Source organism: Thauera sp. (genome assembly GCF_047601425.1).
Lineage (GTDB): Bacteria > Pseudomonadota > Gammaproteobacteria > Burkholderiales > Rhodocyclaceae > Thauera.
The window spans coordinates 387,767-407,365 of record NZ_JASGJL010000002.1; the positions used below are offsets into that span (position 1 = coordinate 387,767).

Annotated in this window: 17 protein-coding genes; 15 read left to right on the top strand and 2 right to left on the bottom strand. The window is 68.7% G+C overall.

The genetic code is table 11. The annotated features are described in order from the left end of the window. Positions 1-81: 81 nt before the first annotated feature. Entirely contained in the window at positions 82-1,143 is a 1,062-nt protein-coding gene (locus QM748_RS18365) for an AraC family transcriptional regulator (RefSeq protein WP_415248431.1), read from the bottom strand. A gap of 159 nt (positions 1,144-1,302) precedes the next feature. On the opposite strand from QM748_RS18365, the gene QM748_RS18370 reads away from it, so the two are divergent. From QM748_RS18370 to QM748_RS18435, 14 genes are all read left to right on the top strand, one after another. Beyond that, positions 1,303-2,484: an isovaleryl-CoA dehydrogenase gene (locus QM748_RS18370; protein WP_415248432.1), complete on the top strand. Its 1,182-nt coding sequence runs from the start codon at positions 1,303-1,305 to the stop codon at positions 2,482-2,484. A gap of 16 nt (positions 2,485-2,500) precedes the next feature. Beyond that, positions 2,501-3,103, top strand: a complete 603-nt coding sequence (locus tag QM748_RS18375; protein ID WP_415248433.1) for a 2-hydroxychromene-2-carboxylate isomerase — start codon at positions 2,501-2,503, stop codon at positions 3,101-3,103. Positions 3,104-3,141: 38 nt separating this feature from the next. Beyond that, positions 3,142-4,749, top strand: coding sequence for a carboxyl transferase domain-containing protein (locus QM748_RS18380; RefSeq protein WP_415248434.1), 1,608 nt, complete (start codon positions 3,142-3,144; stop codon positions 4,747-4,749). A 17-nt stretch (positions 4,750-4,766) separates the two neighbouring features. Continuing rightward, positions 4,767-5,564 carry an enoyl-CoA hydratase/isomerase family protein gene (locus QM748_RS18385; protein ID WP_415248435.1) on the top strand — a complete coding sequence of 266 codons (798 nt, stop codon included), beginning with the start codon at positions 4,767-4,769 and terminating at the stop codon, positions 5,562-5,564. A gap of 16 nt (positions 5,565-5,580) precedes the next feature. Continuing rightward, positions 5,581-6,252, top strand: coding sequence for a DUF4126 domain-containing protein (locus QM748_RS18390; protein ID WP_415248436.1), 672 nt, complete (start codon positions 5,581-5,583; stop codon positions 6,250-6,252). Between the two features lie 40 nt (positions 6,253-6,292). Then, a complete protein-coding gene (locus tag QM748_RS18395; RefSeq protein ID WP_415248437.1) occupies positions 6,293-8,296 on the top strand; it encodes an acetyl-CoA carboxylase biotin carboxylase subunit in 2,004 nt (667 codons plus the stop codon). Positions 8,297-8,378: 82 nt separating this feature from the next. Further along, positions 8,379-10,073 carry an AMP-binding protein gene (locus tag QM748_RS18400; protein WP_415248438.1) on the top strand — a complete coding sequence of 565 codons (1,695 nt, stop codon included), beginning with the start codon at positions 8,379-8,381 and terminating at the stop codon, positions 10,071-10,073. Positions 10,074-10,094: 21 nt separating this feature from the next. After that, positions 10,095-11,033 carry a hydroxymethylglutaryl-CoA lyase gene (locus tag QM748_RS18405; RefSeq protein WP_415248439.1) on the top strand — a complete coding sequence of 313 codons (939 nt, stop codon included), beginning with the start codon at positions 10,095-10,097 and terminating at the stop codon, positions 11,031-11,033. A 149-nt stretch (positions 11,034-11,182) separates the two neighbouring features. Continuing rightward, positions 11,183-11,383, top strand: a complete 201-nt coding sequence (locus QM748_RS18410) for a DUF1289 domain-containing protein (RefSeq protein ID WP_415248440.1) — start codon at positions 11,183-11,185, stop codon at positions 11,381-11,383. After that, entirely contained in the window at positions 11,380-11,577 is a 198-nt protein-coding gene (locus QM748_RS18415; protein ID WP_415248441.1) for a DUF1289 domain-containing protein, read from the top strand. Before QM748_RS18410 ends, QM748_RS18415 begins: the two co-directional genes overlap by 4 nt. Continuing rightward, positions 11,574-12,494 carry an MBL fold metallo-hydrolase gene (locus QM748_RS18420; RefSeq protein WP_415248442.1) on the top strand — a complete coding sequence of 307 codons (921 nt, stop codon included), beginning with the start codon at positions 11,574-11,576 and terminating at the stop codon, positions 12,492-12,494. The genes QM748_RS18415 and QM748_RS18420 overlap by 4 nt, the downstream gene beginning before the upstream one ends. A gap of 26 nt (positions 12,495-12,520) precedes the next feature. Beyond that, the gene (locus QM748_RS18425) at positions 12,521-14,269 is read left to right on the top strand and encodes an ABC transporter ATP-binding protein (protein ID WP_415248443.1); all 1,749 of its coding nucleotides are present in this window, start codon (positions 12,521-12,523) and stop codon (positions 14,267-14,269) included. After that, the gene (locus tag QM748_RS18430; protein ID WP_415248444.1) at positions 14,270-14,977 is read left to right on the top strand and encodes a S8 family serine peptidase; all 708 of its coding nucleotides are present in this window, start codon (positions 14,270-14,272) and stop codon (positions 14,975-14,977) included. After that, a complete protein-coding gene (locus QM748_RS18435; protein WP_415248445.1) occupies positions 14,967-16,307 on the top strand; it encodes an NAD(P)/FAD-dependent oxidoreductase in 1,341 nt (446 codons plus the stop codon). The genes QM748_RS18430 and QM748_RS18435 overlap by 11 nt, the downstream gene beginning before the upstream one ends. A gap of 31 nt (positions 16,308-16,338) precedes the next feature. On the opposite strand, the gene QM748_RS18440 is transcribed toward QM748_RS18435, so the two are convergent. Beyond that, complete coding sequence (locus QM748_RS18440; protein WP_415248446.1) at positions 16,339-17,352, bottom strand: helix-turn-helix domain-containing protein; 1,014 nt, start codon at positions 17,350-17,352, stop codon at positions 16,339-16,341. Between the two features lie 592 nt (positions 17,353-17,944). On the opposite strand from QM748_RS18440, the gene peaA reads away from it, so the two are divergent. Beyond that, on the top strand, positions 17,945-19,537 hold the full coding sequence (gene peaA / locus QM748_RS18445; protein ID WP_415248447.1) for a quinohemoprotein amine dehydrogenase subunit alpha: 1,593 nt from the start codon (positions 17,945-17,947) through the stop codon (positions 19,535-19,537). The last annotated feature ends 62 nt before the right edge of the window (positions 19,538-19,599 follow it).

Genomic DNA, 19,599 nt, shown 5'->3' on the forward strand with positions numbered 1-19,599 from the left:
CGTCGGATGCGGGGGTTAACGGCCGCAACGCGGAAAACTTGATGGGCGGCGTGCAATATGTCGCTGGTTATCGCGCGGACTTCATGACAGTCCGTCCAGTGCCTCCGATCTGAACGCGCTCGGCGCCGCCCCCGTCCAGCTCCGGAACGCCCGCGCAAAGCTCTTTTCGCTGTCGAAGCCGACCGCGGCGGCGATCTGCTTGATCGGCTTCTTCGTCTGCAGCAGCAGGCGGACGGCGTGTTCGCGGCGAGCTTCGTTCTTCAGCCGCTGCAGCGACACGCCTTCGTCCTTCAGTTGGCGGTGCAGGGTGCGTACCGACAGGTTGAGCCGGGCGGCGACGTCCTCGGCGGTGTGGGCGCCGCCGGGCGCGGCGTTCAGGATCTGCGCGACGCTGTGCACCAGCAGGCGGTCGCGGCGGTATTGCAGCACGGTGAGCGGCAGCGCGCGCTGCAGCATCGTCTGCAAGGCACGCTCGTCGCGGCGCACCGGCAGCGACAGGTAGCGGGCGTCGAAGCTGAAGCCGGCGGTGTCGGCGTCGAAGTGCAGTGGGCAGGGGAATAGGTGGGAATAGGCGTCGGCATGGCGCGGCGCGGGGAAGGGGAAGCGGGTTTCCGTCAGCGCGATGCGCGAGTCGATCAGCCAGCTCGCGTAGCCCAGCAGGTAGCGCAGCGTGGTGAGCAGGCAGAATTCACGCAGTTCGCCGAGTTCCACGTTCTCGACGACGCGGACCGCCGCCGTGCCGCGCTGCTGGCTGCCCGTCTGGCCGAACTCGAACACGATGTCCTCGGTCAGCAGGCGGTGGTGGCGGCACCAGCGCTTGAGCGCCACTTCCAGCGTGGGCGAGCTCAGCGAGGCGCGGCACAGCATGCCGTAGCTGCCCCAGGGCAGGCGGCGCGAGAACCAGCCCAGCGCCTCGTCGTCGAGCGCCTGCATGGCGATGCCCGAGATGGTTTCCATCTGCGCGGCGGTGACGTGCGCGTCGGGGTCGTCGAGCAGGCTGGCGGGAATCTGCGCCTGGCGCAGCGCACTGGCCGGATCCATCCCCCGTTGACGGTACGCGGTGACGATCGCGCGGATGAACGCGGTCGGTGTGGCCGCGCGGCCCAGCGTGAGTTCGGCGGGCGAGGGGGTGATGATCTTCATGGCCGGAATTCTTGGACAATGTGGCAGGATCTGCAACCCTGATGGCAGTTGTCGGGCGTTGCATGGGGCTAATCTCGCTTCATCTTCAAGCGTCTGTCGTCCATCATTGGACAGAGCGGACTGCCCAAGCTCCAGGACAAATCGAGAAGGAGACAACTCATGAACGTGCCCAGCCTGAACTTCAACCTCGGCGAAACCATCGATGCGCTGCGCGACACGCTGCAGGCTTTCTGTGCGGCCGAGATCGCCCCGCGCGCGGCCGAGATCGACCGCGTCAATGAGTTCCCCGCCGACCTGTGGAAGAAGCTCGGCGACCTGGGCGTGCATGGCATGACGGTCGGCGAGGAGTACGGCGGCACCGACATGGGCTATCTCGCCCACATCGTGGCGATGGAAGAAATCTCGCGTGCCTCGGCTTCGGTGGGCCTGTCCTACGGCGCGCATTCCAACCTCTGCATCAACCAGATCCGCCGCAACGGCACCGAGGAGCAGAAGCACAAGTACCTGCCCAGGCTGATTTCCGGCGAACACGTCGGTGCGCTGGCGATGTCCGAGCCCAATGCCGGTTCCGACGTGGTGTCGATGAAGCTGCGCGCCGAGCGCAAGGGCGACCGCTTCATCCTCAACGGCAGCAAGATGTGGATCACCAACGGCGGCGATGCCGACACCCTGGTGGTCTATGCCAAGACCGACGTCAATGCCGGCCCGAAGGGCATCACCGCCTTCATCGTCGAGAAGGACATGAAGGGCTTCTCGTGCGGCACCCACCTCGACAAGCTCGGCATGCGCGGCTCCAACACCTTCCCGCTGTTCTTCGACGACGTCGAGGTGCCGCTCGAAAACGTGCTCGGCGGCGAGGCCAACATCGGCCGCGGCGTGCAGGTGCTGATGTCCGGCCTCGACTACGAGCGCGCGGTGCTGTCGGGCGGCCCGCTCGGCATCATGGCGGCGTGCATGGACGAGGTCGTGCCCTACATGCACGAGCGCAAGCAGTTCGACACGCCGATCGGCGAGTTCCAGCTGATGCAGGGCAAGATCGCCGACATGTACTCCACCTGGTCCGCCTGCCGCGCCTACGCCTATGCCGTCGGCCAGGCCTGCGACCGCGCCGACCACGCCCGCACGCTGCGCAAGGACGCGGCCGGCGTGATCCTCTACACCGCCGAGAAAGCCACCTGGATGGCGGGCGAGGCGATCCAGGCGCTGGGCGGCGTCGGCTACACCAACGAATACGCCGTCGGCCGCCTGTGGCGCGACGCCAAGCTGTACGAGATCGGCGCCGGCACCAGCGAAATCCGCCGCATGCTGATCGGCCGCGAACTGTTCAGCGAAACGCGCTGACAGGGAGGGTCGGAACATGGCTGAGCCGATCGATTTCTACTTCGACTTCTCTTCCCCCTACGGCTACTTCATGGCCGAGCAGATCGATGCGCTGGCGGCTGCCCACGGCCGCGGCGTGCGCTGGCGGCCTTTCCTGCTGGGAGCGGTGTACAAGGTCACGGGCGACACGCCCCTGCCGTCGAAGCCGCTCAAGGGTGCTTACACGAAGCACGACTTCGAACGCTCGGCCCGCTTCCTCGGTCTGTCCTGCCGCATTCCAGAAGCCTTTCCGATCGGCACCCAGATTGCCGCGCGTGCCTTCTACTGGCTGGAAGACCGTGATGCCGCAGCGGCGCGCCGCTTCGCGCTCGCGGCCCTGCGCGCCTACTTTGTAGATGGGCGCGACATCTCGCAGCAGGATGCGGTGCTGGACATCGCTGCCGCCCACGGCGCTGACCGTGCGGCGCTGGTCGAGGGGCTCGCCGGTGATGAGATCCGCAACCGCTTGAAGGACGAATGCGCGCAGGCCATCAGCCGTGGCGTATTCGGCTCGCCTTTCGTCATCATCGACGGTGAGCCCTTCTGGGGTGTGGATCGCGTGCCGCAGATCGAATGCTGGTTGGCAACGGGCGGGTTCTGAACGAGCCTCCGTACAAAAGAACATGAGGACGAGGTGACATGAGTACGATCAAATCCAGCATCAATACGCGCAGCGAGGATTTCCAGTCCAATGCCAAGGCCATGCGTGGCCTGGTCGACGACCTGCGTGCCAAGGCGGCGCAGGTCAGCCTCGGCGGCGGCGAGGCCGCACGCGCCAAGCACACCGCGCGCGGCAAGCTGCTGCCGCGCGACCGCGTCGGCCACCTGCTCGACCCCGGCACGCCCTTCCTCGAAGTCGGCCAGATGGCCGCCTGGGGAATGTACGGCGATGAGGCACCGAGCGCGGGCGTCATCACCGGCATCGGCAGCGTGCAGGGCGTCGAGTGCATGATCGTGGCCAACGACGCCACGGTGAAGGGCGGCACCTACTACCCGATGACGGTCAAGAAGCACCTGCGCGCGCAGGAGATCGCCGAGCAGAACAACCTGCCGTGCATCTACCTGGTCGACTCGGGCGGCGCCTTCCTGCCCCGCCAGGATGAAGTCTTCCCCGATCGCGATCACTTCGGCCGCATCTTCTACAACCAGGCCAACATGTCGGCCAAGGGCATCCCGCAGATCGCGGTGGTGATGGGTTCGTGTACCGCCGGCGGCGCCTACGTGCCGGCGATGAGCGACGAGACCGTCATCGTCAAGAACCAGGGCACGATCTTCCTCGGCGGCCCGCCGCTGGTGAAGGCGGCCACCGGTGAGGTCGTCAGCGCCGAAGACCTCGGCGGCGGCGATGTGCACACCCGGCTGTCCGGCGTCGCCGACCATCTGGCCGAGAACGACTCCCACGCGCTCTACCTGGCGCGCCGCATCGTCTCCAACCTGAACCGGACCAAGCCGCTGGGCGTGGCGCTGGGCCAGGGCGAAGAGCCCGCCTACGACCCGGAAGAAATCTACGGCATCATCCCCACCGACACCCGCAAGCCTTTCGACGTGCGCGAGATCATCGCCCGCGTGGTCGACGGTTCGCGCTTCGACGAATTCAAGGCCCGCTACGGCAGCACGCTGGTGTGCGGCTTCGCCCAGCTCCACGGCTATCCGGTCGGCATCGTCGCCAACAACGGCATCCTGTTCGGCGAGTCGGCGCAGAAGGGCGCGCACTTCATCGAGCTGTGCGGCCAGCGCGGCATTCCGCTGCTGTTCCTGCAGAACATCACCGGCTTCATGGTCGGCCGCAAGTACGAGAACGGCGGCATCGCCAAGGACGGCGCCAAGATGGTCACCGCGGTCGCCACCGTGCAGGTGCCCAAGATCACCGCGCTGATCGGCGGCAGCTTCGGCGCCGGCAACTACGGCATGTGCGGCCGCGCCTACAGCCCCCGCTTCCTGTGGATGTGGCCCAACGCGCGCATCAGCGTGATGGGCGGCGAGCAGGCCGCGAGCGTGCTGTCCACCGTGCGCCGCGACGGCATCGAGGCCAAGGGCGGCAGCTGGAGCGCCGAGGAAGAGGAAGCCTTCAAGGCGCCGATCCGCGAGCAGTACGAGTTCCAGGGCCACCCCTACTACGCCACCGCCCGCATGTGGGATGACGGCGTGGTCGACCCGGCCCAGACCCGCCGCGTGCTCGGCCTGTCGCTGTCGGCGGCGCTCAATGCACCCATCCAGCAGACGCGCTTCGGCGTGTTCCGCATGTAAGCAACGGGGACGGAAAGATGGACTACGAAACCCTGGAAATCCAGCGCGACGGCGGCGTGGCGACGATCTGGATGAACCGTCCGGACGTGCATAACGCCTTCAACGCCCAGTTGATCGCCGACCTCACCGCGGCCTGCCGGGCGCTGGATGCAGACGAGGCGGTGCGTGTGGTGGTGCTGGCCGGACGCGGCAAGAGCTTTTCCGCCGGCGCCGACCTCAACTGGATGAAGGCCGCCGGCGAGGCCAGCGAAGCGGACAACTTCGCCGACGCGATGAAGCTGGCCGGCATGCTGCGCACGCTGGCCGGCATGGCCAAGCCGACCATCGCCCGCGTGCATGGCGCGGCGCTGGGCGGCGGCATGGGGCTGGCGAGCGCCTGCGACATCTGCATCGCCGGCGACAAGGCGGCGTTCGCCACTTCCGAAGTCCGCTTCGGCATCATCCCGTCGGCGATCAGCCCCTACGTGATCCGCGCCATCGGCGAGCGCCAGGCCTATCGCTACTTCCAGACCGCCGAGCGCATCGACGCCCGGCGCGCGGCCGAACTGGGGCTGGCGCACGAGGCGGTGGCGACGGATGAACTGGATGCGAAAGTGCAGGCCATCGTCGCCGCGCTGCTGCAGGGCGGGCCGAAATCGCAGGCCGCGGGCAAGGACCTGATCCGCGCGGTGGCGAACAAGCCGGTGGATGATGCGGTGGTGCAGGACACCGCCCGCCGCATCGCCAGCCTGCGCGTGACGCCGGAAGCCCGCGAGGGCCTGGACGCCTTCCTGTCCAAGCGGCCGGCGGCCTGGGTGCCACCAGCGCAGGCCTGAGCCGCGCCTGGGGGCGATGAATATGGATACCCTGGCCGAATGGTTCGCCGGGCTGGGCAGCCTGACGCCGCTGCTGGACTGGAGCGGACTGCCGCTGGACCTCGCCTCGCTGGCGGTGCTGGCGGCCGGTGTGGGCTGGGCGAGCGGCCTGCGGCTCTATGCGCTGGTGTTCGTGCTGGGGGCGCTGGGCCGCTGGGGCGGCGTGCATCTGCCGGGTGGGCTGGAAGCGCTGACCAACCCCTGGGTGCTCGGCCTGTCCGGACTGATGCTGTTCACCGAGTTCTTCGCCGACAAGCTGCCCTGGCTGGATTCGCTGTGGGATTCGCTGCACACCTTCATCCGCATTCCGGCCGGCGCGGCGCTGGCGGCCGGCGTGATGGGCGACCAGGGCGCGGGGCTGCAGCTTGCCGGCGCCTTGCTGGGCGGTTCGCTGGCGGCCAGCACCCACTTCGCCAAGGCAGGTGCGCGGGCGGCGCTCAATACCTCGCCGGAGCCGGTGAGCAACCTGCTGGCGTCCTTCGGCGAGGACGGGATTTTCATCGGCGGCCTGTGGCTGATGTTCAACCATCCGCTGTGGTTCGCCTTCGGCCTGGTGGTGTTCGTGCTGTGCGCCATCGTGCTCATCGTGCTGCTGTGGCGTTTCCTCAAACGTATTTTCCGGCCGCGTCCCCGGCCGACCGCAGTGTGACCAAACGCGACAAGATTGACCCAAACCTGGGGGAGACAAGATGTTCGACAAGATTCTGATCGCAAATAGAGGGGAGATCGCCTGCAGGGTGATCAAGACCGCCCGCCGCATGGGCATCAAGACCGTCGCGGTCTATTCCGAGGCCGATGCCAATGCCCGCCACGTGCGCCTGGCCGACGAAGCAGTGCTGATCGGCCCGGCGGCAGTGCGCGAGAGTTATCTCGTGATCGACCGCATCATCGCCGCGGCCAAGCAGACCGGCGCCCAGGCGATCCATCCGGGCTACGGCTTCCTGTCCGAGAACGAGGATTTCTGTGAGGCCTGCGAGCGCGAAGGCATCGTCTTCATCGGCCCGCCGGTGTCGGCAATCCGCGCGATGGGCTCCAAGTCCGAAGCCAAGAAGCTGATGGAAGCGGCCGGCGTGCCGCTGACGCCCGGCTACCACGGCGACGACCAGACGCCCGAGCTGCTCCACCGGCAGGCCGAGGCCATCGGCTACCCGGTGCTGATCAAGGCGGCGGCCGGCGGTGGCGGCAAGGGCATGCGCCTGGTCGAGAGGTCGGAAGATTTCCTCGACCTGCTGGCGTCCTGCAAGCGCGAGGCAATCTCCAGCTTCGGCGACGACCACGTGCTGGTGGAGAAGTACATCACCAAGCCGCGCCACATCGAGATCCAGGTGTTCGGCGACACCCACGGCAACGTGGTTTACCTGTTCGAGCGCGACTGCTCGGTGCAGCGCCGGCACCAGAAAGTGCTGGAAGAAGCGCCGGCGCCCGGCATGACGCTCGAGCGCCGCGCGGCGATGGGCAAGGCGGCGGTCAACGCGGCCAAGGCGGTGGGCTACGTCGGCGCCGGCACGGTGGAGTTCATCGCCAACCAGGACGGCTCCTTCTACTTCATGGAGATGAACACCCGCCTGCAGGTCGAGCACCCGGTCACCGAGATGATCACCGGCCTGGACCTGGTCGAATGGCAGTTGCGCGTCGCCTCCGGCGAGCCGCTGCCGCTGGCCCAGGAGCAGCTGCAGATCCGCGGCCATGCGCTGGAAGCGCGGATCTACGCCGAAGACCCGGCCAAGGGCTTCCTGCCTTCCACCGGCAGGCTGGTGCATCTGGCGCCGCCGGCCGAGGGCCTGCACGTGCGCGTCGATACCGGCGTCGAAGAGGGCGACGAGATCAGCCCGCACTACGACCCGATGATCGCCAAGCTGATCGTCTGGGACATCAACCGCGACCGCGCGCTGGCCCGCCTGCTGCAGGCGCTGGCCGACTACCGCGTGGTGGGTGTGGCCAACAACATCGAGTTCCTGTCGCGGCTGGCGGCCTGCCCGGCGTTTGCCGGCGCCGACCTCGACACCGGGCTGATCGAGCGTGAAAAGGACTACCTGTTCCCCGCGGATGCCGGGCTGCCCGACGAAGTGCTGCAGATCGCCGCGCTGGCCGAGCTGCTGCGCGAGGCGGCGCTGGCCGGCAAGCGTGCGCAGCGCAGCGCCGACCTGCATTCGCCCTGGCACGCGCGTGACGGCTGGCGCGTGAACGCCACCGCGCGCCGCACGCTGATGTTCCGCCACGGCGAGACCGACCATGCGGTCGAGGTCGCCTACCTGCCGGGCGCCTGGCGGCTCACCGTCGAAGGCCGCAGCGTCGAGGCGCGCGGCGAGCTGAATCCGCGCGGCCTGCTGCGCGTCGAACTGGACGGCACCCGCATGGATGCCACCGTGATCGCCGCCGCCGGCCGCCGCCACGTCTTTGCCCGCGGCCGCGCCTGGCAGCTCGCCGCGATCGATCCGCTGCACCACGGCGGCGAAGGCGGCGGTGCCGAAGGCGGACTGCTGGCGCCGATGCCGGGCAAGGTCATCGCGCTGGTCGCGAGCGAAGGCGCGAAAGTGGAGAAGGGCGCGCCGCTGCTGATCCTGGAGGCGATGAAGATGGAGCACACCATCACCGCGCCTGCGGCCGGCACCGTCAAGGCCTTCCGCTTCGCGGTCGGCGATCAGGTGGGCGATGGTGCCGAGCTGGTCGACTTCGAGGCTGCGGTGGGCTGAGAGTCTGAACCGGGGCAATTTCAAACGCTGTCAGCCGGCCGTTCAAGAGCTGGTGCGGCAATGAGGACGCAAGGAGACGAAGATGTCGAGCAATATCCCGAGTTACGTGCACGGTTCGACCGGCAAGGAACTGATCGGCCTGCCGATCGGCCGCTATTTCGACGAGGCCTGCGCGCGCCACGCCGAGCATGACGCCGTGGTGGTGCGCCACCAGAACGTGCGCCTCAGCTATGCGCAACTGCGCAGCCGCGTCGATGCGCTGGCCTGCGGCCTGCGCCGTCTGGGCCTCGCGCCGGGCGATCGCATCGCCATCTGGTCGCAGAACAACGTCGAATGGGTGCTGACCCAGTTCGCCACCGCCAAAGCCGGCCTGATCCTGGTCAACATCAACCCGGCCTATCGACTCGCCGAGCTGGAATATGCGCTGAACAAGGTCGGTTGCCGCGCGCTGATCATGGCGCCGGCATTCAAGACCAGCAACTACCTGGAGATGCTCGCCGAGCTTGCCCCCGAACTGGGCCACTGCGAGCCCGGCCTGCTGCGCAGCCACCGCCTGCCGGCGCTGGAGATGGTGATCCGCATGGGCGCAGACAAGACGCCCGGCATGATCGGCTTCGAGGACTTGATGGCCTCGCCGACGAATGAGGAACTGCACGAACTGGAAGCGCTGGGCGAGCAGATCCAGTTCGACGATCCCCACAACGTCCAGTTCACCTCGGGTACCACGGGCCATCCCAAGGGTGCCATGCTGTCGCACCACAACATCCTCGACAACGGCCTGTTCATCGGCGAGGCGATCAGGCTCGTGCCGGGCGACCGTGTCTGCATTCCGGTGCCGCTGTTCCACTGCTTCGGCATGGTGATCGGCAATCTCGCCTGCCTGACCCACGGTGCCACCATGGTGTTTCCGTCCGAGGCTTTCGAGCCGCTGGCGGTGCTGGAGGCCGTCGCCGCGGAGAAATGCACCGCGCTCTACGGCGTGCCGACGATGTTCATCGCCGAGCTCGACCATCCGCGTTTCGCCGAATTCGACCTTTCCAGCCTGCGCACCGGCATCATGGCCGGCAGCCCCTGCCCGATCGAGATCATGAAGCGGGTGATCGACAAGATGAACATGAGCGAGGTGACGATCGCCTACGGCATGACCGAGACCTCGCCGGTGAGCTTCCAGAGCGCCACCGACGATCCGATCGATCGCCGTGTCTCCACCGTCGGCCGCATCATGCCGCACCTGGAAGTGAAGATCGTCGATACCGACGGCCGCATCGTGCCGCGCGGCGAACGCGGCGAGCTGTGCACCCGCGGCTATTCGGTGATGCTCGGCTACTGGGAGGACGAGGCCAAGACCCGCGAGGCGATCGATGCCGCCGGCTGGATGCACACCGGCGACCTGGCGGTGATCGACGACGAGGGCTTCTGCAGGATCGTCGGCCGCATCAAGGACATGGTGATCCGCGGCGGCGAGAACATCTACCCGCGCGAGATCGAGGAATTCCTCTATGCCCATCCGCAGATCCTCGACGTGCAGGTGGTCGGCGTGCCCGACAAGAAGTACGGCGAGGAGCTGTGCGCCTGGATCATCCCGCGCGAGGAAGGCTCGATCACCGAGGACGACGTGCGCGCCTTCTGCCAGGGCCAGATCGCGCACTACAAGATCCCGCGCTACATCCAGTTCGTGGACAGCTTCCCGATGACGGGCTCGGGCAAGATCCAGAAGTTCCGGATCCGCCAGAAGATGGAGGAAATCCTCGGGCTCGGGGACGCGAAAGGCATCTGAACGACCGCGGAGAAGCGATCCATGACGACCAGCAAGATCCTGCCCAGCGCCGTCCGCATCGTCGAGATGGGGCCGCGCGACGGGCTGCAGAACGAAAAGCGGTTGGTGTCCACCGACACCAAGGTCGAACTCGTCCGCCGCCTGGAGGCGGTCGGACTGAAGGCGATCGAGACGACCTCCTTCGTGTCGCCCAAGTGGGTGCCGCAGATGGGCGACAACACCGAGGTGCTGGGCCGCGTGCTGGCCGGCGCCGTGGCGGGCGTCAGCTATCCGGTGCTGACGCCCAACCTGAAGGGCTTCGAGGCCGCGCTGGCCGCCGGCGCGACCGAAGTCGCGGTGTTCGGCGCGGCGTCCGAGTCCTTCAGCCGCAAGAACATCAACTGCTCGATCGCCGAATCGCTCGAGCGCTTCCGCCCCGTCACCGAGGCGGCGCGGGCGGCGGGCATCAGGGTGCGCGGCTACGTTTCCTGCGTGGCCGGCTGCCCCTACGAAGGCGAGATCGCACCGCAGGCGGTGGCCGAGGTGGCGGCGACGCTGCTGGAGATGGGCTGCTACGAGATCTCGCTGGGCGACACCATCGGCAGCGGCAACCCGGCCAGCATCTCGCGCATGCTGGAGGCGGTGATGCGACGGGTACCGGTCGAGCGCCTGGCCGGCCACTACCACGACACCTACGGCATGGCGGTGGCCAACATCCATGCCTCGCTGCAGATGGGCGTGGCGGTGTTCGATGCCTCGGTCGGCGGCCTGGGCGGCTGCCCGTATGCGGCGGGCGCATCGGGGAACGTCGCCACCGAGGACGTGGTCTGGCTGTTGAACGGCCTGGGCATCACCACCGGCATCGACCTCGATGCGCTGGTGGACGTGGCGGCCTGGATCAGCGCGGAGCTGGAGCGCGAGCCGGCCTCGCGGGTGGCGCGGGCGGTGCTGGCCAAGCGGGCGAAGGCCGCCTGCGCTTAGGGAGGGACTGAACGAGCCGGACTTGTTCAGTGCTTCTTTGGGAAGGGCGTGCGGCCAGGACCGTGCCGAGTCGGTCATAATCCTGCCCTGCCGAGATCATGAGACTGCGCACACGCATGCGTCGTCCGCGCCCCACCGAGAGAACTGCCATGAATCCTGCCTCGCCCTGTATCAACGTCTGCCGCATGAGCCCGGAAACGGGCTGGTGCGAGGGCTGCCAGCGCACGATCGAGGAGATCGCGGGCTGGAGCCGCGCGACGGATGAGGTCCGCCGCGCCATCCTTGCTGCCGTGGCCGAACGCCGTGCCTGGCTGGAGGAGGCCGGCCTGCCCGTGGAGGTACGCGAATGAGTGGCGATGCGCTGTGTGTCGGCGTCTGCATGATGGACTGGGATGCGGGCGTCTGCCTGGGTTGCGGCCGCACGGCCGACGAGATCTACGGCACGACGGATACGCCCGGCACCGAAGCGGGGGCCGAATCGCCGGCAAGCGAAGGTGCTGCCGTGCCCGGTGACGCCGTGAAAGCAGGGAAGGACGAGGCTTGAGTACGCTACCCCGCCTGCCCGATACGCTGCGCGTGATCGAACGCGGCTGGCTGTCGGCCAACAACGTGCTGCTGTTCGACGGCGACCAAGCCACGCTGGTCGATAGCGGCTACGTCACGCACGCGGAACAGACCGTGGCGCTGCTGCATGCCGCGCTCGAAGGGCGCCGCCTCTGCAGCCTGATCAACACCCATTCCCACTCCGACCACATCGGCGGCAACGCCGCCGTGCAGCGTGCTTTCGGCTGCAGCATCACGGTGCCGAAGGGTGTCGCGCCGGCGGTGGAAAGCTGGGACGAGGCTGCGCTGCTGCTCAGCGTCATCGACCAGGCCGGCGAGCCTTTCAAGGCCGACGCCACGCTCGATGCCGGCGACCGCTTCGTCGCCGGCGGGCTGGAATGGCAGGCCATCGCCACGCCAGGCCACGACATGGACGCGCTGGCCTATTACAACGCCGAGCGCCGCATCCTGATGTCGGGCGATGCGCTGTGGCGCGACGGCTTCGGCATCCTGTTCGGCGACGTGCTCGGCACCGGCGATGCGCTCGGCGAGGCCCGCCGCACGCTCGAAGCCATCGGCCGCCTGGCGGTGGATGCGGTCATTCCCGGCCATGGCGCGCCCTTCGCCGAATTCGACGATGCGCTCGAGCGCGCTTTCGCCCGCCTGCGCGCCTTCGAGGAGGACGGCGCGCGCATGGCGCGCAACGCGATCCGCGCCTGCATCACCTTCAGGCTGCTCGACGTGCGCAGCATGGCGCTCGACGAACTGCCGCGCCACCTCGACGAAACGCCGCTGTACCGCGCGGCCAACCAGCGCTTCCTCGGCCTCGATCCCGATGCGCTGGCCGCCTGGCTGGTCAAGGAGCTGGAGCGGGCTGGCGTGGCGCGGCGGGAGCACGGCGCGCTGGTTGCAAGCTGAACCATGCGGCGGCGGGAGGGCGTTCCGTGCTGAGCCGCCTGGTCCATAGCGAGCGGCCGGACGAGCTGCGCCGCGGCCTGCGCTGGCTGTACGGCTTCGTGCGGCCGCAGCGGCGCGCGATCGCCGGCCTGCTGTCGCTGTCCTTGTGCGCGACCCTGCTGGTGCTGCTGCAGCCGTGGCTGACCAAGATGCTGATCGACGACGGCCTGATCGCGCGCGACTATCCGACCCTGGTGGCGGTCGCCAGCGGCATGATCCTGGCCGGCATTGCCGGCACCGTGCTGGCGGGCGTCAACCGGCAGCTGCACACGCGCCTGTCAGGCCGCATCCTGTTCGCGCTGCGCAGCGATCTCTACCGCCACCTGCAGACCCTGTCGCCGGCTTTCTACGGCCGCCAGCGCATGGGCGACCTGATGTCGCGGCTCGACGGCGACGTGGCGGAGATCCAGCGCTTTGCCGTCAACAGCCTGTTCGCCGCGGTCAGCAGCGTCATCGGCCTGGTCGGCGCGCTGGTGCTGATGCTGAGCCTGTCCTGGCAGTTGTCGCTGCTGGTGCTGGTATTGGTGCCGCTCGAGGCAGCCTGGCTGCGCTGGATGCGGCGCAAGGTGGAAGCGCGCACGCGCACGGTGCGCGAGCGCGCGGCGGACGTGTCGAGCTTCCTGGTCGAGACGCTGCCGGCGATGAAGTTCATCCAGGCCTCGCGGCGCGAGGCCGACGAGCGCGCGCGCCTCGACCGCCTGGGCGAGCGCTACCTTGGCGACCTGCTGCGGCTGCAGCGCACCGAGTTCTTCACCCAGGCCGTGCCATCGACGCTGACCTCGCTGACGCGCGCCGCGGCTTTCCTGATCGGTGGCTGGTGGGTGATCGAGGGCAGCTGGCAGCTCGGCGCGCTGATCGCGTTCTCCACTTACCTGGGCATGGCGACCGGCCCGGTCAACAGCCTGCTCGGGCTGTACGTCGCCATCCAGCGCATGAGCGTGAGCCTGATGCGGGTCAGCGAGCTGCGCGAGGCGTCGGCCGACGTTGTGGACGGGGGCGGTGAAGGCGCCGCCGATCCGCGGCCCGCCGTGCAGCCGGCACCGCGCTCATGGCGCGGCGCGATCGAATTCGACGAGGTGGCGTTCCGCCATGCGGAGCGGGCCGACGCGGTGCTGGACGGCGCCAGCCTGTCGATCCCGGCCGGCGCGAAAGTGGCGCTGACCGGCGCCTCGGGCGCCGGCAAATCGACGCTGATCGACCTGCTGCACCGGCACTACGATCCGGGCGCAGGCGCGATCCGGCTCGACGGCACCGATCTGCGCCGGATCGGGCTCGGCGAATTGCGGCGCGCGGTGGCGGTGGTCAGCCAGGACATCGTGCTGTTCCGCGGCACCCTCGCCGACAACATCCGCTACGCCGCGCCGCGGGCCGACGATGCGGCGGTGCGCGAGGCCGCGCAGCGGGCGCGGCTGGACGAACTCGTCGAACGCCTGCCGCAGGGGCTGGACACACCGCTGGGCGAGCGCGGCCAGCAGCTTTCCGGCGGCCAGCGCCAGCGCATCGCGATCGCCCGCGCTCTGCTGCAGCAGCCCTGCGTGCTGGTGCTCGACGAAGCCACGTCGGCGGTGGATGAGGCGACCGAGGCCGGCATCATCGCCGAGGTGGATGCGCTGTTCGCCAGCCGTACCCGCATCCTCATCAGCCATCGCCCGGCGACGCTGGCCGGCTGTGATCTGCGAGTGTGCTTGCAGGCAGGGCGATTGGGTGTGCTGGCGGACAGCGGAGAGGCCGTCTAGATGAGCACGCGGATGCGCATCGGTGTGGTCGATAGCGGACATGCGGCTGCGCAGGCGCCGCACGTGGCCGCATCCGCCGCCTTCGTCCTCGACGATGGCGAGCTGCGCTGCGTGCCTGTCGAAGCCGACCGCCTCGGGCACGGCAGCCGCGTTGCCGAAGCCCTGCTGCATTGCCTGCCGCAGGCCGAGCTGCTGGTCGCCCAGGTGTTCGGCGACCGCCCGGCGACGTCTGCCGCCCAGGTGGCGGCAGCGATCGACTGGCTGGTGGACGCGGATGCGCGGCTGATCAACCTGAGCCTGGGCCTGCGCGAGCCACGCCCGGCGCTGGCGGCCGCCTGTGCGCGTGCGCTGGCGGCGGGCGTGGTGCTGTGCGCGTCGGCGCCGGCGCGCGGCCAGCCGGTCTATCCTGCGGGCTTTCCCGGCGTGCTGCGGGTGACGGGCGATGCGCGTTGTGCCGCGCCCGGCGAGATCGCCGCGCTCGGCGCCGGACATGCCGATTACGGTGCTTATGTGCGGCCGCTGGACGGCAGCCTGGAAGGCGCGGGGGCCAGCATGGCCTGCGCCTGGCTCAGCGGCATGGCCGCAAGCCATCTGGCGGCCGGCGGCAGCGCGGCCTCGCTGCCCGGCTGGCTGGCGGCGCAGGCGCGCCATCACGGCGTGGAAGACCTGGAGAGCCTGAAACGGGAGAAGCTGAGACATGGCCGCTGACGGAATCGTCGTGGTCGGCGCCGGGCCGGCGGGCGCGGCGGCGGCAATCGGGCTGGCGCGCATGGGCGAGCCGGTCACGCTGGTGGGCGAGCCGCGCCGTTTCGCCGCGGTGGAAGGCGTGTCGGCGCGTGTGCTCGGAGCCCTGCGCGGGCTGGGGCTGGAGCAGGCCATGCGCGCGTTCGCGCCGCCGTCGCCGCGCCGCGTGCGCTGGAACGGCATGCCGTCCGAGGCCAACCATGAGAGCCTCGTCGACCGCCAGCTTTTCGACCGCGGCGTGCTGGACGATCTGGAGCGCCTGGGCGTGAAGGTGGTGCGCGGCCACGTCGCCGAAGTCGCTTCCGCGCCGGGCTGCCACGAGATCCGGGTCGAGACCCCAGGCGGCATGCAGACCTTGTCGGCGGATTTCATCGTCGAGGCCCGCGGCCGCGCGGCGCCGGGCGGCGGGCTGCCGCGCGTGCGCGGCGCCGAAACGGTGTCGCTGCTGCAGTACTGGCAGGGGCCGCCCGGCAGCGCGCATTCGGCGGTGCAGAGCTGCGAGGATGGCTGGGCGTGGATGGCGGCGCTAGCCGATGGCCGGCGCTACCTGCAGCTGACGCTGGACGTGCGCAGTGCCGAATTGCCGCCGAAGAAGGCGCTGGCCGGCTACTGCGCTGCGCGCCTGCGCGGCATCGAAGCCGCTGTGCCTTTCCTGCGCGATGCCGAACCGGTCGGCGAGCCCCATGCGCGCACCAGTACGCCGGTGCTCAACGAAGTGCTGGCCGGCGACGACTGGATTCGCGTCGGCGACGCGGCGATGGCGGTCGATCCCCTGTCGGGCAACGGCATCTTCCAGGCCCTGTCTTCGGCGCTGCAGGCGCCGGCGGTGGCGGCGACGCTGCGCCACGATCCGGCGCGCGCGGCCCTGGCGCGCCGCTTCCACCAGCAGCGCATCGAGCACCTGTTCTACCGTTTCGCCCGCATCGGGCGTGATTTTTATGCCCAGGAAACAGCGTGGGCGGACCAGCCGTTCTGGCAGCAGCGCCGAGGCTGGCCGGATGCCGAACCCCTGCATCGCGGGGTGATGCCGGCCGAAGTCACCGTGGCGCGGCGACCGGTACTGCACGGGGACCGCATCGTGGAAGCCGATGTGGTGCTGACGCCGGACCAGCCGCAGGGTGTCTGGCATCTCGATGGCGTGCCGCTGGCACCCGCCTTGCTGGCCGTGCGGGCCGCGCTCCCGGGCCAGCCGGCTGGTGAAGCGCTGTCAGCGGCGCTGAATCTGCCGATCGAGCGTGCCGCTGCGCTCACCGAATGGATGCGCCGCCAGGGCTGGATTGCCGATTTGGGATGACGCTGTGCACCATGATGGCGCACAGGGGCGCTCAGCGCGCCGGCGGCGGCAGGAGGAGGGCCGGATCGCGCGCGCGGCGCAGGGTGTCGGACGGCAGCTCGGCGAACATCTCGCGATAGTCGGCAGCGAAATGCGACAGGTGCCAGAAGCCCCAGTGCGCGGCGATGTCGGCGACGGTGTCGTGCTGCGGATCCGCCTGCTTGAGCGCGCGCCGTACGCCGTTGAGGCGTAATGCGCGCAGGAACTTCACCGGGTTCATGCCCAGCACGTCCTGGAAGCTGTATTGCAGCGTGCGCCGCGATACGCGCAGCTGGATACAGAGGTCGGCGACGGAAATCGGTTCGTCGATATGCTCGTGCATCAGGGTGCGCGCCCGTTCGACGATGATCCGGCGCGCCCGGCTGGACGGCGTCTGGCGGGGCTCGGGGGCGCTGCCGATCGATTCGAGGATGGTGGCGTAGATGGACTGCTCGAGGGCTTTGCGGATCTGCTCGTGCGCCAGCATCTGCGGCGTTGCGCGCAGGCTGGCGAGGACGGTGACGAGAAACGAGCGCAGCTTCGCCGCATGCTCCGGGCTGTTGGCGATCGGGCCGAGGTTTTTCAGTTCGTTGCCGAGATCGTGGTGTTCGACCTGGAGCGCGTAGTCGTTCAGCTTGTTGATGTCGATGGTGGCGGCCACCAGTTCGTGCCGCCTGGGTGTGCGGAAATCCAGTGCCTCGCCGCCTTTCAGCGTGATGATCGAATCATGGGTGAAGTTTTCGCCGCAGAACCAGCCGTTGCTGTCGAGCGAGGTGGCCACGCCCACCACCAGCGAGCCCTGCCAGGGCATGCCGCTCTCGTGGATGGACTGGTTGGCCTGTTCGCGGAAGATCTGCACGTTGCCGAAGCAGAATTCCTCGAAGGTGCCGTCGAAAGTGCCTGCCGACAGCTGGTCGTAGCGCTGTCCCCACTCCCGCAGACAGGCGGCATGCTCGTCGATGTCGCCGGTTTCGTGCAGGTGGTTGATGAATGGCGCATTGGCCTGCGCCAGGGCCTGGGCAATCATGGGGGATTCCTCACCGGAACGACGATGACCGGTGTGTGCAAGCAAGGCCCGCACCAACTCCGTTCCATGCCCGAAAACCCTTGATGGACGGCATCTTGCTGCTCGGCGGGATGCGGCTGAAGTGGCGGCGCGCCCCGGTCTGGCGCACGGTGGCCCGACGACGCCCTCGTGTCGGGCACGGCGGCGGACAGGGGATCAATCGGGATGTCGGATGTGCCGCGGGCAGGACGCGCGCGCGCGAACATGCGCACGCTGCAGGGCAGGGGCGGTTCATTTCTGTCTGTCTCCTGTTTGCCTTCTCGATGGAAAGGAAGGCCTTTGTCGTTTTCGTTCTCCTTTTATGGTTATGCCGTGATCGAGGCGGTGTCAAGGACTGATTGGGCCGGCCGCCGGCGGACAGGCGCCCGGGATGGTGCATGGGCGTGCGGGCGGAAGGTGCCTGCCTTGCCGGTTTCGGATAACGCCTGCCCTGCTGCCCGGCCTAGCATTTGACGACATTGCCGCTTCGATCGCGTCGTCGCGGTGTGGTGGGTACGGGCGCCATCGTCCTGCCTGGAATCGATGCTCATGACCAAGAACGGGAGTACCGACCTTGAACGAGAAACTGATCGCCCAAACATTCCGCGGCGCGCTGGCGGCCCTGGCAGTGCTGCTGCCCGGGCACAGCGTGCTCGCCGCCCCGTCGGCAGAAGCCGTGTTACGCACAAAATGTCAGGCCTGTCACACCGAAACTGATGAAGGCTTCAGCCGCATCAGCCATCAGCGCAAGTCGCCCGAAGGCTGGCTGATGTCGATCGCCCGCATGCAGATCGTGCATGGCCTGAAGATCACCGACGAGGAGCGCCGCGCGGTGGTCAAGCACCTGGCCGATGCCCAGGGGCTGGCGCCGTCAGAGACCGAGGGCGTGCGCTATGCGCTCGAGCGCCGCCTGAACACCATGGAATCCTTCGAATCGGAGCAGTTCACCCAGATGTGCGCGCGTTGCCATTCGGGTGCGCGGGTGCTGCTGCAGCGCCGGCCGGCGTCGGAATGGGAGCACCTGGTGCATTTCCACCTCGGCCAGTACCCCACCACCGAGTTCCAGGCTTTCAGCCGCGACCGCGACTGGCTGGGCATCGCGCTCAAGGAGATGGTGCCCGAGCTCGCCGGCAAGCTGCCGCTGGAATCGGAAGCCTGGAAAGCCTGGCAGGCGCGCGCGCCGCAGGCGGTCAACGGCGAATGGAGCCTGAGCGGCCACATGACCGGGCGCGGCGGCTTCTCCGGCGTCATGAAGGTGTCGGCCGGCAAGGGCGAGGATCTCCACGCGCTGAGCTTCGAAGGCCGCTGGGATGACGGCAAGCCGATGGCAGGCAAGGGCCAGGCGCTGATCTACACCGGCTACGAATGGCGCGGCGATCTGGTCGTCGATGGTATGCCGATGCGCCAGGTGCTCGCGCTCGAGGACGGCGTGCTGCGCGGCCGGATGTTCCTGCGCGACCACGACGAAGTGGGGGGCGACGTCGTCGCCAGCCTGCAGCGCGACGGCAATGCCCGCGTGCTGGCGGTGCATCCTGCCTACCTGAAGGCGGGCGAGGAAGGGGAGCTGCGCATCGTCGGCTCGAAGCTCGCTGGCGAAATCGGCCTGCCGCCAGGCGTCAGCCTGCTGGAAACCGTCAGGCGCTCGGCCAGCGAGGTGGTGCTGCGCGTGCGTGCGGAGACGGCGGCGCGCGGCGCGCATCCGGTGACGGTGGGCACGGCCAGCGGCGGCAGCCTGGCGGTGTATGAACGCATCGGCGAACTCAAGGTGCTGCCCGCCTATGCGGTGGCCCGCATCGGCGGCAATGGCGCGCCGACCGCCAAGGTCGAAGCCCGCTTCGATGCCGAGGCCTGGGATGTGGGTCCGGACGGCCAGCCCGGTACCAGCGACGACTTCCGCATCGGCGTGGTGCCGGCCCGATGGTCGGTGGAGCCGTTCGACGAGGTTGCGGCACGCGACGAGGACGTGAAGTTCGCCGGCCTGATGGACGAGGCTTCGGGTGTCTTCGTGCCCGGCGGTGCAGGCCCCAACCCCTTGCGGCGGATGTCGGCCAACAACGTCGGCAACCTGAAGGTGGTGGCCGAAGTGGAGCAGGGCGGTGCGCCGCTGCGCGGCGAAGGCCAGTTGATCATTGCGCCGCCGCGCTGGAACAACCCGCCGCTTCCCTGACCGGCTGCGTCCGACGTCCCGGCGGGCGATGTCCCGCCACCCGCGATCCCGATGATTGAGGA